This window comes from Rhodopseudomonas pentothenatexigens, assembly GCF_900218015.1.
Classification (GTDB): Bacteria; Pseudomonadota; Alphaproteobacteria; order Rhizobiales; family Xanthobacteraceae; genus Rhodopseudomonas; species Rhodopseudomonas pentothenatexigens.
This window is the reverse complement of record NZ_UFQQ01000015.1, coordinates 52,294-65,549: the sequence shown is the minus strand read 5'-3', so window position 1 is coordinate 65,549 and position 13,256 is coordinate 52,294. Positions and strand designations below refer to the sequence as shown.

The 13,256-nt window shown below is 65.9% G+C and carries 9 protein-coding genes; 4 read left to right on the top strand and 5 right to left on the bottom strand.

Features of this window, described 5'->3' with window-relative positions:
• Positions 1-82 precede the first annotated feature (82 nt).
• A complete protein-coding gene (locus DWA33_RS15405; protein WP_244601313.1) occupies positions 83-871 on the top strand; it encodes a thermonuclease family protein in 789 nt (262 codons plus the stop codon).
• A gap of 70 nt (positions 872-941) precedes the next feature.
• A complete protein-coding gene (locus DWA33_RS15400; RefSeq protein WP_114358955.1) occupies positions 942-2,399 on the top strand; it encodes a M48 family metalloprotease in 1,458 nt (485 codons plus the stop codon).
• A 160-nt stretch (positions 2,400-2,559) separates the two neighbouring features.
• Here the strand turns inward: DWA33_RS15400 and DWA33_RS15395 are convergent, their stop codons facing one another.
• The 5 genes from DWA33_RS15395 to DWA33_RS15370 all read right to left on the bottom strand — a co-directional run bounded on the left by DWA33_RS15395 (position 2,560) and on the right by DWA33_RS15370 (position 9,054).
• Positions 2,560-3,672, bottom strand: a complete 1,113-nt coding sequence (locus DWA33_RS15395; protein ID WP_430707897.1) for a CarD family transcriptional regulator — start codon at positions 3,670-3,672, stop codon at positions 2,560-2,562.
• Between the two features lie 229 nt (positions 3,673-3,901).
• A complete protein-coding gene (gene fdxA, locus DWA33_RS15385) occupies positions 3,902-4,240 on the bottom strand; it encodes a ferredoxin FdxA (RefSeq protein ID WP_114358952.1) in 339 nt (112 codons plus the stop codon).
• Positions 4,241-4,314: 74 nt separating this feature from the next.
• Positions 4,315-4,584, bottom strand: a complete 270-nt coding sequence (locus DWA33_RS15380; protein WP_114358951.1) for an RNA-binding S4 domain-containing protein — start codon at positions 4,582-4,584, stop codon at positions 4,315-4,317.
• A gap of 29 nt (positions 4,585-4,613) precedes the next feature.
• Entirely contained in the window at positions 4,614-7,928 is a 3,315-nt protein-coding gene (locus tag DWA33_RS15375; RefSeq protein ID WP_114358950.1) for a helicase-related protein, read from the bottom strand.
• A 292-nt stretch (positions 7,929-8,220) separates the two neighbouring features.
• The gene (locus DWA33_RS15370; protein ID WP_430707900.1) at positions 8,221-9,054 is read right to left on the bottom strand and encodes a DUF3108 domain-containing protein; all 834 of its coding nucleotides are present in this window, start codon (positions 9,052-9,054) and stop codon (positions 8,221-8,223) included.
• Between the two features lie 341 nt (positions 9,055-9,395).
• Here DWA33_RS15370 and rpmB point away from each other — a divergent pair, with 341 nt between their 5' ends.
• Entirely contained in the window at positions 9,396-9,701 is a 306-nt protein-coding gene (gene rpmB, locus DWA33_RS15365) for a 50S ribosomal protein L28 (protein ID WP_114358948.1), read from the top strand.
• Between the two features lie 313 nt (positions 9,702-10,014).
• Positions 10,015-13,242, top strand: coding sequence for a PAS domain S-box protein (locus DWA33_RS15360; RefSeq protein WP_114358947.1), 3,228 nt, complete (start codon positions 10,015-10,017; stop codon positions 13,240-13,242).
• The last annotated feature ends 14 nt before the right edge of the window (positions 13,243-13,256 follow it).

Here is a 13,256-nt window from a genome sequence, read left to right as displayed (position 1 = left end):
CCGTCGTTTTCGGTGCCGTCGCTCTCCCGGGTCGCGCTACGCTCGCGGATCTGCGGCGACGCGAATCAGCGCGGAGGTCTCGGTGGCGTCATCTCCACGAAACAGCAGGTGGTCGCTCGCGGCGATCAGCGCGGGCGCGATCGTGATGACGCCCATTCCGGCAGATGCCGGCGAATGTGCCGACCTGCCGGTGCAGGGCGACGGTGTGGTGACCGAGGTGGTCGACGCCAGAACGCTGCGGCTGGCGGACGGTCGTGAGGTTCGGCTCGCCGGCCTCGAGCCGGTCGCCGAGCAGCGCGAGGCCGGGGCCGCGTACCTCCGGGCTGCCGCACTCGGGCACCGCGTCGTGCTGCACGGTGCCGACGACATGCCCGATCGTTACGGCCGCCAGCCGGCCTACGTGGTGCTGAAGCAAGGCGGAGAGCTGGTGCAGGCCCGTTTGCTGGCTGGCGGCCACGCATTGGTCGGCATCGGAGCCACAAGTGCCGAATGTCTTCAGCAGTTGCGTGCCGCGGAGGAGGCTGGACGGATGGCCGCTGCCGGCGTCTGGGTGGCGCTGGACGTCATAAAAAACGCCGCAAATTCCGGCGATATCTTGTCCCGGATCGGGCGGTTCACCATCGTGGAGGGCAAGGTCACATCGGTGCGGGAGGTCGGTTCGACGGTCTATCTCAACCTTGCCGGTCGCTGGACTCGCGGCTTTGCGGTGACTATTTCAAGGCGCATGGTGGGGGTCTTCGAAGCCGCTGGGCTTTCGCCCAAGTCACTGACTGGGCAGCGGATTCGGGTTCGCGGCTGGATCGAGAGGCGGGCCGGGGCGAGCATCGCGGCGCGCGCGGTGGGGCAGATCGAACGAACGGGCGGGGATTGAGGGCCCGGAAGAGAGCATCGGCGTGAATTGGGGTGCAGCACGGCGCAACTTCCGACAGGGCCGCCGCCCGATGGTGGCGTGGCTGCTGCTGGGCGCTGCGCTGACGTTGGCCGGGTGCGGCGATCCGAGCAGGTTCGAGACCGGCGCGATCGCCACCGGCACCCCGGCCAAGCCGCCCCGTCCCGCAGTGCAGTCGCCAGCAGCGGAGCGCGAGCACGAGCGCATCCTGGCGACCTATGGGGGCGCTTATGACGATCCCAAACTGGAGGGACTGATCTCCGGCATCGTCGGCCGGCTGGTCGCTGCATCCGATCGGCCGGATTTGACCTACAAGGTGACGATCCTCAATTCCGGCGCGGTCAATGCCTTCGCGCTGCCGACCGGTCAGCTCTATGTCACCCGCGGCCTGATCGCACTCGCCACCGACACCTCCGAATTGTCGTCGGTGCTGTCGCACGAAATGGCCCATGTGCTCGCCAAGCACGCCGCCATCCGAGAGGATCAGGCGCGGCAGGCCGCGCTGGTCGCCCGCGTCGTCACCGACATGGGCAACGATCCTGGGTTGACCGCGCTGGCTCTGGCCAAGACCAAGCTGTCGATGGCGAGCTTCTCGCGGCAGCAGGAGCTGGAAGCCGACGGCATCGGCATCGGGATTTCGGCGCGGGCGCAGTTCGATCCCTACGGCTCGGCCCGGTTCCTCACGGCGATGGAGCGCAACGCGGCTCTGAAAGCCAACCGCGGCGCCAGCGACGGCCGCAGCGACTTCCTGTCGTCGCACCCGGCGACCCCGGAGCGGGTGACCAATGCACAGAACAACGCGCGGCAATACACCGCGCCGCAAGGCGGCTGGCGCGGCGAACGCGGCGAGCGCGACCGCGAAGCCTATCTCAATGCGATCGACAACATCGTCTATGGCGAGGATCCCAGCGAAGGCTTCGTCCGCGGCCGGCGGTTCCTGCATCCGAAGCTCGGCTTCACCTTCCAGGTGCCGGACTCGTTCACGCTCGACAACACCGCGCAGGCGGTGATCGGGCTGCGTGAGGGCGGCAACCAGGCGATGCGGTTCGACGTGGTCCGGGTGCCGGCGGAGCAATCGCTTGCCGACTATCTCAATTCGGGCTGGATGGAGAACGTCGACAAGAGCTCGACCGAGGAATCCAGCGTCAACGGCTTCCCGGTCGCATCGGTGACGGCGCGGGGCGAGCAGTGGCAGTTCCGGGTGTATGCGCTGCGGTTCGGCAGCGACGTCTATCGCTTCATCTTCGCGACCCGGCAGCGCACGGCGGAAAGCGACCGCAATGCGCGCGACACGGTGAATTCGTTCAGGCGATTGTCGCTCGACGAAATCCAGGCGGCGCGGCCGCTGCGCATCAAGGTGATCACCGTGCAGCCCGGTGACACCGTGGAATCGCTGTCACACCGGATGTCCGGGGTCGACCGCCCGCTGGAGCGATTCCGGGTACTGAACGGCCTGGATGCGCAGGCCCAGGTCAAGCCGCGCGAGCTGGTGAAAATCGTCGTCGACTGAGGCTTACTCGCTTTCGGCTGCCGCCTGGCGATGACCGCGCCGAGGACGTCGGGCGAGGTGAAGCCTTGTCCGGGGAAGCTCATCTTCGAGATCACAGGCAGCAAAAAAGGCCCGGCTGATCACAGCCGGGCCTTTTAACAGATTGTGTGCCGGGCGGCGCTTACGCGGCCTCGTCGGTGACCGCCTCGTCGTCGGAATCGCCGTCGAGATCGGACTCGGTCTCGGCGTCGCTCTCCGCTTCGGCCTTGGCGCCGCGGCGCGGGCTCTTGGCGAGCTGGCTCTCGACCTCCTTGACGGCTTCGGTCTCAGTGATGTGCTGCACCACCGCGATCTCACGCGACAGCCGGTCGAGCGCGGCCTCATAGAGCTGCCGTTCGCTGTAGGACTGCTCCGGCTGCGATTCCGAACGGTACAGGTCGCGGACCACCTCGGCGATCGCGACGATGTCGCCGGAGTTGATCTTCGCTTCGTATTCCTGAGCACGGCGCGACCACATCGTGCGCTTGACGCGGGCGCGGCCCTTCAGCGTCTCCAGCGCTTTCTTCACCAGCGCCGGATCGGACAGCTTGCGCATGCCGACATTGCCGACCTTCGCGGTGGGCACCCGCAGCGTCATCTTGTCCTTGATGAAGTTGATGACGAACAGCTCGAGCTTGGCTCCCGCGATCTCCTGTTCCTCTATCGCCAGGATCTGGCCGACACCGTGCGCCGGATAGACCACGAACTCGTTGGCCTTGAACCCCTGCCGTTGAGTCACGGCCTTCTTCGGCTCCTCGACCCGAGCCTGCACCGGGGCCGCCGGCTGCTTGACCTCCGGTTTGGCCGGCGCCTTGGCGACCACCGGCGTCTTCACCTCGGTCTTCACCTCGGCCTTGGGCGTGACCGCAGCCTTGGGCGCGACGGCAGCCTTGGCCGGCTTTGCCGCCGGCTTGGTTGCGGCGGGCTTGGAGGCAGTCGGCTTCGCGGCAGTTTTCGCAGACTTGGTTGGCATTTCACTTCTTTTGGTTTTCGAGGACTTGAAGGCCCGAGCTTTGGAGGCCGAAGCCTTCGCAGCAGACCCCTTGGCGGTAGCGTGTTTGGCGGCGCTGGCCTTGCTGGCGCTTGCCTTGGTCTGGGTCTTGGAAACAGAAGCCTTTGCGGCGGTCGCTTTGGCGGCTGTCCGGGTGTCCTTGACAGGAGCCTTGGATCGGCTCTTTGTGGCTCCGCGGCTGGCCGCGGATGCACGCTTCGCACCCTTGGAAGAAACACTCGTTTTACGCGTTTTCTGTGACACAGCCTGCGCGTGGAACCGCCACGCCCCTGTTCGTTGCTTTTGACGGGGAACCCTTCCCGGCTGCAAAACGGCACGCCGGAGTTGACGAATGTGCTAAATATAGCACATTTCCCGCAAAAATCAATGATTTATGACGATTCCAACCCAAGCGGGCCTGTCGCCCGGGGTGCAAGTCGTCAACAGGGTTAAGCTGACTGGCCGGCAGGGCCGGCCCCGCGCGGCCTTCGGCTCAGTCGCCCGAACCCGGCTCCGACGAGAAGTACTTGTCGAACTTGCCGGCCTGACCGTCGAATTCCTTGGCGTCCGCAGGCGCGTCCTTCTTCTGCGTCAGGTTGGGCCAAGTCTTGGCGTATTCTGAGTTCAGTTCGAGCCACTTTTCGAGGCCCGGCTCGGTATCCGGCTTGATCGCTTCCGCCGGGCATTCCGGCTCGCACACGCCGCAGTCGATGCATTCGTCCGGATGGATGACCAGCATGTTCTCGCCCTCGTAGAAACAATCCACGGGGCAGACTTCAACGCAGTCGGTGTATTTGCACTTGATGCAGTTTTCAGTGACGACGTAAGTCATCCCAACGCTCCGGAACGGTTCTAATTTTGAGTGTTTGCGTACCGCAGGAGCCCCGCAGCCGCAAGTGAAGATGCCTATTCGCGGGGCACTCCGAGATCGGCATAAAGTCCAGTGACCGACTCGGCGTTGCCGCGGCGCTCAACGAATCCAACCACCTTCAGCACTCTCACGCCACGATCCAGCGCAATCGTCAGTACGTCGCCGGTTTTGATGCCGTGTCCCGGGGAGGTCTCGCGCACGCCGTTGATGCGCACGTGACCGCGTTCGATCAGGGCCGCGGCGCTGCTGCGCGCACGCACCACGCGGGCATGCCACAGCCATTTGTCGAGACGCTGACGCTCCAAGCCTGAACCATCGGCTGTACCGGCGGACGTTAGTCCTTGCGGCCGGCGGTGAGTTGTTCCTTCAGCGCGGCGAGCTTGGCGAACGGCGAATTCGGATCCATCGGCCGGTCGCGCTCGCGCGGCGCGCTGGAATGGACCTGCCGGTGCGAGCCGCCGCCCTGATTGTCACGGCCCCCCTTCTGCCCGCCCGGAGGCCTGTCCTGGAATTTGTCGCGGCCCTTGAATCGCTCTCGCGGCGGCCGGCCTTCACCGGCGGCTTCGCGACGTCCGCCGTCGCCCTCTTCGCGGCCGCGCCGGAAATCGCCCTTGCCACGACGCCCGCCACCGCGGTCGCCCTTGGCTTCGGGGGGCTCTCCTTCGGTCGCGCCGGCGGGAGCGCTGTGCTGCGGGCGATTGCGATGCCGGTTACGATCGTGACGCGGCCGATGCTCGTCGGAGCGCCCGCCCGGACGCCAGACTTCGATCAGTGCCGGTTCAGCCTTCGCGGCCGGCTCCGCTTCTGCGCCTGGAGTTTCGGAGACGGCCTCGGCGACCGTGGCATCGGCCGCTTCCGTCACCGGGGCTTCAGTCGCCGGGGCTTCAGTCGCCGCGACTTCGCGCACGGCATCCGCGTCTGCGGCGGGTTGCTGCTCGGGCGTCTCCGCCGTCGAACTGTCGCCGGCCGACTCGGATACCGCAGCCACGGGCACCTCGACAGACGGAGATTCGTCGACGACCGGAGCTGGTTCGGCGATCTCGTCGGCCTCGGCAGCGGGCCCCGGCTCGAACGCGATCGCGCCGGCCAGGATCGCCTGATCCTCGGCGGACATTTCGGTCGCGGCGGCGGTTTGCGCGGGTTCGGAAGCGGCCGGCATCGGAGCCTTGGGGGCAGCGGCCAGCGGCGGACGCTTTTCCATCCGATAGCCCAGCGCCCGCAGGATCGACGCAAAGTCCTCACCGGCAGAGCCGGTCAGCGAGGTCATCGCCTGGGTCACCACGAAGCTGCGGCCGTCGAACGCGCCGGCCGGCTTCTCGCCGGGGGCGCCTTCGCGCCACGCCAAAGCGGGGCGGATCAGGTCGGCGAGACGCTCGAGAATGTCGACCCGCACGGCCCGTTCGCCGCACAGCCGGTAGCCGAGCGTGCGATAGGCGTCACGATCCAGCGCCTTGTCGGCCGGAAACGAGGTACGGCCGCTGCCGGCCAGATGCTGCGCGCTGGAGAGCGCGGCCAGATCGACATTGTCCTGCTTCTGCGCCCACAGCAGCGAGGCCAGCGCGCGGGCCGCCGGCTTCAGCAGCGACGGGAAATAGATGTGGTAGGCGCCGAACCGCACGCCGTATTTGCGCAGGGTCGCGCGTGACGGCTGGTCCAGATCCTTCATTTCGGCGGCGATCTTTGCGCGCTCGATCACACCGAGGGATTCGATGAGCTGGAAAGCGATGCCGCGGGCGATGCCGCTGACGTCCTCGGCCTTGGCGAGTTCGAACAGCGGGCCGAGAATTTTCTCGACGTGAGTCTTGAGCCACAGATCGAGGCGGGTCTGCACCGCCTCGCGCGGCGCCCCGGCGAGCCGGTCGTCCGCAATGATCCGCAGTCGCGGTCGCAGCACGTCGTCGGAGCCGACCAGCCGCGCCACCGCATCGCCGGTCCAGCGAATGGTCCCGTCGGAGGTGAGGATGAACTGATCGTCCGGCGCGTTCGACAGCTTCTCGGCGCGCGCGTCGATTTCGCCGGCCAGCGCCTTCTGCGCCGTCGCCTGCAACGCCTTCGCATCCGAGCCGGCCTCGGCCGCGTCGGGCGCAAAGGTGAAGCCGTCGAGCCGGCCAATCACGTGGCCCTCGACGATCACCTCACCAGTCTTGCCAATTTCCGTATTCAACATCGTGTTTTCCCGCAGGCGGCGCATCAATACACTGGTCCGGCGATCGACGAAACGTTCCGTGAGCCGTTCGTGCAACGCATCTGACAATTTATTTTCGACGTCGCGCGATAACTCTTGCCAATGCTCGGGGTCGGTGAGCCAGTCGGGGCGGTTGGCCACGAAGGTCCAGGTGCGGATTTGTGCAATTCGCGCAGACAGGGTGTCGATACCGCCGTCGGTGCGATCCGCCTGATCGACCTGGGCGGCGAACCAGCTATCTGGAATCCGCCCCTTTTGCATCAGAAACCGGTACAGCGTGATCACCAGTTCGGCGTGAGCCGCCGGTGCGATCTTACGGTAGTCGGGGACCTGACAGACTTCCCATAGCCGCTCGACCGCGCCTTTGCCCTGCGCGATTCCGCGCACCTCGCCGTCGCGGGCAACGTGGTCGAGCACGCGGAGATCCTCAGCGACCGGTGCGCGGGTCAGAGCCTCGTGTCGCGGCGCCTCGGCCAGCGACACCTGCAGCGCCCCGAGCGAGGCGAAATCCAGCTCGGCGTTGCGCCATTGCAGCATCTTCACCGGCTCGAAGCTGTGGTTTTGCAAGGCGTTGACCAGTTCGGGCTCGAACGGCGCGCAGCGCCCAGTGGTGCCGAAGGTGCCGTCCCGGGTGGCGCGCCCGGCGCGCCCGGCGATCTGCGCGAATTCCGAAGGGGTGAGGCGGCGAAACTGATAGCCGTCGAACTTGCGGTCGGAGGCGAAGGCGACGTGGTCGACGTCGAGATTGAGTCCCATCCCGACCGCATCGGTCGCAACCAGGTAATCGACGTCGCCGGACTGAAACATCGCCACCTGGGCGTTGCGGGTCCGCGGGCTGAGCGAGCCCAACACCACCGCGGCGCCGCCATGCTGGCGCTTGATCAGTTCGGCGATCGCATAGACCTCGTCGGCCGAGAACGCCACGATCGCGGTCCGGCGCGGTTGCCGGGTCAGCTTGCGGTCGCCGGCATATTCGAGCTGTGACAGCCGTGGCCGCGTGACGATGCTGGCTCCGGGCAGCAGCCGCTCGATCATCGGCCGCATCGTCGCGGCGCCGAGCAGCAGCGTCTCATCGCGACCGCGTCGGCGCAGGATGCGGTCGGTGAAGACGTGGCCGCGCTCGAGATCGGCGGCGATCTGGATTTCATCGACAGCCAGAAACGACACGTCGAGGTCGCGCGGCATCGCCTCGACGGTCGACACCCAATAGCGCGGCTTTGCAGGCTTGATCTTTTCCTCGCCGGTCACCAGCGCCACCGCCTGGGGCCCGACCTTGTCGACGATCTTGTTGTAGACCTCGCGCGCAAGCAGCCGAAGGGGCAGCCCGATCAGCCCGGACGGATGCGCCACCATCCGCTCGATCGCCAGATGGGTCTTGCCGGTGTTGGTCGGCCCGAGCACCGCCGTGACGCCGGCGCCGGGTGCGCGGCCATTCGTAAACGACTCAGAGTACAGATTCGGCATTTCAACTGGATTTCTGCGTTGCTGCGGTCAGGTTTGTGTCAGATTGCGACGCCGCAGCAGCCGCCGATTAAAGGCTGGAACGAGTCCGGAACGAAACGCGGCCGAATCGCTGACTCGTCCGACAGTTCGCGCTTTGGACGCAATATGTCGTGCCGGTGGTCGTTCTGCTCTCAAGATCAGGTGAAAAGTCAGGCCGAAATCCTCTCGGGCAGGGTTGCTCTGTCGCGGCTCATGCGTTCCGCGATTCCGGCCGGAGTCAACATGATTCAATTAGCGGGCGGGCAGCGACGCGCTATTGGCCCCGGGAGGCCGATTTCGGTGGTGTCGCCTCGGTAACGAACTGGGTTGCTTCCAGCACCGCATTGCCGAGCGGCGTCGGGATCTTCAGCTTGTAGGGCGCCAGGACACGGGTGCCGGCGATAGGCGCCAGCCAGACTTCCATGTCGCGCTGCTTGATCAGGTATTTGATCGCAGCGCGATCCGGAATGTAGCCGGACACCGGGTTGAAATACACCGCGCAGACCAGCGCCGGTCCGCGATAGCCTTTTTCGGCCTTGATCGTCTCGGTGCGCTTGTACTCGAGACGGAGGTCGTAGCGCATCCGACCGTCGAAGATCGGTGTCGAAATCCGGCAGGACTCCGGGCTGAGAAGATCACCGGTCCCCGGCACACGCAGGAACGATGCGGTCATCGGATCGATCACGCCGCGGCGATGCGCGTCGGTCACCGGGATGCGGTCGTCGTCCGGCGGGGGCTCCGGCTCGATGCTGGAATCCTTGACGTTGCCGTTGGCGAGCGTGATCCGGATGGTCTCGGTCTTCTTGCCGCCGGTGATGCTCGCCGTGTAGCTGCTCGGCACCAGCTGGCCGTTGACGACCCGGCCCTGCGACTCGCCGCGGCCGTGTCCGCTGGAAAATGCCTGCATCACGCCGGATGTCGCGCCGCTCGCTGATGCCGAGTACCAATTGTCGTCGACCTGAATCACCCAGGCTCCCTTGCCGACCTCGATACCGGCCAGCGACGCCTCGTAGCGGGCGTCGAGAGTGGCCTGCGCTGCCGCCGGTTCGGCGGCCGCCACAAGGGCGACGAAGGTCAGCGGCCAGGCAAAAGTCTCTGCACGGCGGATCGCGGGAAAAAGGCGGCGGATACTGGTGCTCACGAAAGATGTCCTGCCAGACGTCGGCGACGCCGTCCAATGGTCAAACTCACGCACCTGGCCGATCGTTTCGTTTCGTGACGGATTACGTCGTTTATATGATGTCCGCCGCCCGGCGCGACGCGGCCTCCAGGCGACGCCGCATTTCGTTGCGGCAAAGCTGTCGATTCGCGCATTTTCGGGTTCCGGCGCGGCGGTCGCTTGACGCTGCGGCCCAGCCCTTTTATACGTCCGCGGTTCCTGAAAATGGACGGATGATGAAACCCCGTGCCTGCCGGTGGGTCGGCGGGGGATGACAGAGGATTTTCGCCATGTCCCGGCGCTGCGAACTGACCGCCAAGGGTGCCCAGGTCGGCCACAAGGTCAGCCATTCGAACATCAAGACCAAGCGGCGTTTCCTGCCCAATCTGGTCAACGTCACCTTCCTGTCGGATGCGCTCGGTCGCGCGGTGCGGCTGCGGGTCTCGACCAACGCGCTGAAGAGCGTCGACCATCGCGGTGGCCTCGACGCCTATCTGCTCAAGGCTTCCGACGCCGAGCTGTCGCCGAAGGCGGTGGAGTTGAAGCGCGCGATCGCCAAGAAGGCCGCCGGCGCTCCGGTTGCTGCGGCGAGCTGATCGCAGCCGAGCTCCGCTAAGTTTGCACAGTTCGACGGCCGGGTCGTCTCGACCCGGCCGTTTTGTCGTGCGCGCCACCGGGTGAGGCCGGCGCAGAGTCGGCCGGCATGATCGCCGATCGGGCGTGCGAAATCCCGGTATCACTACCAGGGATATACCTTCTTCCGAATCAAGTACTTTTCCGAGGTGACGGGGCGGTCGGCCGACCGCACAACTTGTCGTGGTCGGTCGGATCGGCGCCAGATCGTGGACCGCAGCATACGCCGCGGGTGCGTCATCGCGCGCCCGGGCGGCCGCCATTGCAGGGGCCTTGATGAAACTCTCGACCCGGCTGACCCTCGCCATGGTAGCGCTGGTTCTGGTGACCACCGCGGTCCTCGGATTTCTCAACTACCAGAACGTCGTCGACCTTGTCGTGCCGCGCGCCCTGATACGGCTGCACACCCACGCCCAGCTCAACGCGCTGCTGATCGAGAGCTCGCTCAGGAGCACCCATGCCGACGCCGTCGGCGCGCAGTATTCGTCTGCGATGCGCGATCTGTTGACGGCGCGGCGCGACAGCCTGCGGACCACCGGTCAGGAACTGCCCAACTGGCGCAAGCGGATCGAGGACCGCTTCATCGCCGAAATGGTGGCCAAGCCGAATTGCGCCATCCTGCGCGTCATCGGTCCGGACGACGGCGGCCGCGAACTGGTGCGGGTCGATCGGCTCGGTCCCAATGGCAGCATCCGCGCAGTGCCCGCGGAGGAACTGACGCGACGTGGCGATCGCGCCTACTTCAAGGAGGGAATGGCCCTGCCGCCGAATCAGGTGGTGATGTCCAGGGTCGAACTCAACAAGACCGCGACCGGCCTGGAAACGCCCCATGTGCCGACCGTGCGCACCATGGCGCCGATCGACGCCGCCGACGGCACCCGGCTCGGCGTCCTGGTGATCAACACCGATCTGCGAGCTTTGCTGAACCGAGTCCGCGACAGCAGTGACGGCAGCAGCATCATCTATGTGGTCAACAGCGAAGGCGATTACTTGCTTCACCCGGACCGGTCGCGGGAATTCGGCTTCGATCTCGGCAAGCGCAACCGGATCCAGGACGACTTTCCCGGCATCGCCGATCTGCTGATCGCGAGGTACTCTGACCATGTCGAGCCGGCGTTGGTGAAGGATCGCAACGGCGAGCGCTTCGGCGTCGGCTGGGATTGGATCCAGCTCCCGCAGGGGCCCCGCCTCGCGGTGGTCGAGGTCAGGCCATATTCATCGCTGACCTCGGTGAAGACCGCGGTCCGCAATTCCACCATCGTCGGCGGCTTGGTGGCGGTTCTGGTCGCGATGCTGATGGCGATTCCGCTGGCCCGGTCGCTCACCCGGCCGCTGGTTCGGATCACCAATTCGATCGAAACCTTCGCCAGTAGCGGCGTGCCCGTCGAGGTGAAATCGGGCGGTGGCCGCGAGATCGGCGTGTTGGCTGCGGCGTTCACGCGGATGGCGTCGGAATCCCAGCGCAAGGCGGAGGCGCTCGCCAGCGAAGTCGAAGAGCGTAGCCGGATCGCCGACGTGCTCCAGAACACCATCGACAATATGGTCGACCCGGTCCTGGTCGCGGACGCGCGCGGGATGGTGATCCTGACCAATCCGGCCGCGCGCGAGCTCTTCGGACGCCTGTCCGGCGTCGGCGTACTGAATACCACCCGGTCGTTCGATCGGTTCGATGCCGACGGCAATCCGATGTCGCAGGACCAGTCGCCGCTGCTGCGCGCCTATCGCGGTGAGACCATCGTCAACTTCGAGTTCGCCGTGCAGCCGATCGGCTCGGGCCGGCGCTCATATCTGATCGCCAATGGCCGGCCGCTGCGTAGCGAGACCGGCGAAATTCAAGGCGCGGTGATGGTGTATCACGACATCACCAAGACGAAGACGGCCGAGGACGCGTTGCGCAGGAGCGAACAGATGGCGAGGGCGATCATCGATACCGCGCTCGACGCATTCGTGCAGCTCGACGCCGAAGGGCGGATCACGGACTGGAGCCCGCATGCCGAGGCGCTGCTCGGCTGGAGCCGCCAGGAGGCGCTGGGGCAGGAGCTCGGCGAGTTGGTGCTGGCACCGGACCGGGTCAGCGAAGCCAAGACCGGATATCGGCGATTCATCGAGGCGATCGAGCACGATATGGGGGTCATCCATGGCCATCGGATCGAGGTCGAGGCGCAGCGCCGCGACGGCTCACTGATCTCTCTGGAAGTATCGATGGCCGCGCTGCCGGTCGAGGGACGGTTCGTGGTCAACGCTTTCATGCGCGACCTGACCGAGAAGATCGCGTTCGAAGAACAGCTTCGGCAGTCTCAGAAGATGGAATCGATCGGCCAGTTGACCGGCGGCATCGCTCACGACTTCAACAACATGCTGACGGTGATCACCGGCACCATCGACATCATCAGCGACGGCGTCGCCGACCAGCCGCATCTGGCGGCGATCGCCAAGCTGATCAGCGAGGCCGCCGATCGCGGCTCCGAGCTCACCCGGCTGCTGCTCGCCTTCGCCCGCAAGCAGCCGCTGCGGCCCGACGAAACCGAGGTCAATGGGCTGCTCGCCGGACTACAGAGCCTGTTGCGTCCGACCCTTGGCGAACCGATCGAAGTGGCGACGGTGCTGGCGAAGGACGCCTGGCCGATCTACGTCGATCGCGGCCAGCTCGAGTCGGCACTCGTCAACTTGGCCGTCAACGCTCGCGACGCGATGCCGAAAGGCGGCAAGCTCACGATCGAGACCAGCAATGCCGTGGTCGATCCGGACCTGGGCAAGCGCTTCGGCGACCTCGCCCCGGGTGACTATGTGATGATCGCAATCACCGATACCGGTTGCGGCATTCCCGAGGCGATCCGCAGCAAAGTCTTCGATCCCTTCTTCACCACCAAGGAGGTTGGCAAAGGAACCGGTCTCGGCCTCAGCATGGTGTATGGCTTCATCAAGCAGTCCGGCGGGCACATCACCCTCGACAGCGAGGAGGGCCAAGGCACGACGTTCCGGCTGTACCTGCCGCGGGCACGCGTCGAATCGGAAGTCGAGACGGAGCCGGCGACCGAGCAGAGCGCGGTGGGCGGCACCGAGACCATTCTGGTGGTCGAGGACGACGCCATGGTCCGCAGCTACGTCAACGCCCAGCTCAAGAGCCTCGGCTACACGACCCTGTCGGTCGGCAATGCGGCCGCGGCGCTGTCGATCGGCCAAAGCGATACCTCGTTCGATCTGCTGTTCACCGACGTCGTGATGCCGGGTCCGATGAACGGCGTTCAGCTCGCCGCCGAGATGGCCAAGCTGCGTCCCGGTCTGAAAGTGCTCTACACCAGCGGCTATTCCGAGAACGCACTGATCCACAACGATCGGATCGATTCGGACGTTCTGCTGCTGTCGAAGCCGTATCGGCGCAGCGATCTGGCGAGAATGATTCGCCGCGCGCTGGCGAGCCACGAGGTCGAGACACCGCGGCCGTCGCCGGCCGCCGAGGAATCGGCCAAGGCCGTCAAAACGGCCTCTGCACGGCCGCTCTGATCGACTCGTCGGTC

Coding starts and splice junctions, on each gene's coding strand:
- DWA33_RS15375 (WP_114358950.1), bottom strand. CDS start 7,928: ATGCCGAATCTGTACTCTGAGTCGTTTACGAATGGCCGCGCACCCGGC.
- rpmB (WP_114358948.1), top strand. CDS start 9,396: ATGTCCCGGCGCTGCGAACTGACCGCCAAGGGTGCCCAGGTCGGCCAC.
- DWA33_RS15360 (WP_114358947.1), top strand. CDS start 10,015: ATGAAACTCTCGACCCGGCTGACCCTCGCCATGGTAGCGCTGGTTCTG.
- fdxA (WP_114358952.1), bottom strand. CDS start 4,240: ATGACTTACGTCGTCACTGAAAACTGCATCAAGTGCAAATACACCGAC.
- DWA33_RS15400 (WP_114358955.1), top strand. CDS start 942: ATGGTGGCGTGGCTGCTGCTGGGCGCTGCGCTGACGTTGGCCGGGTGC.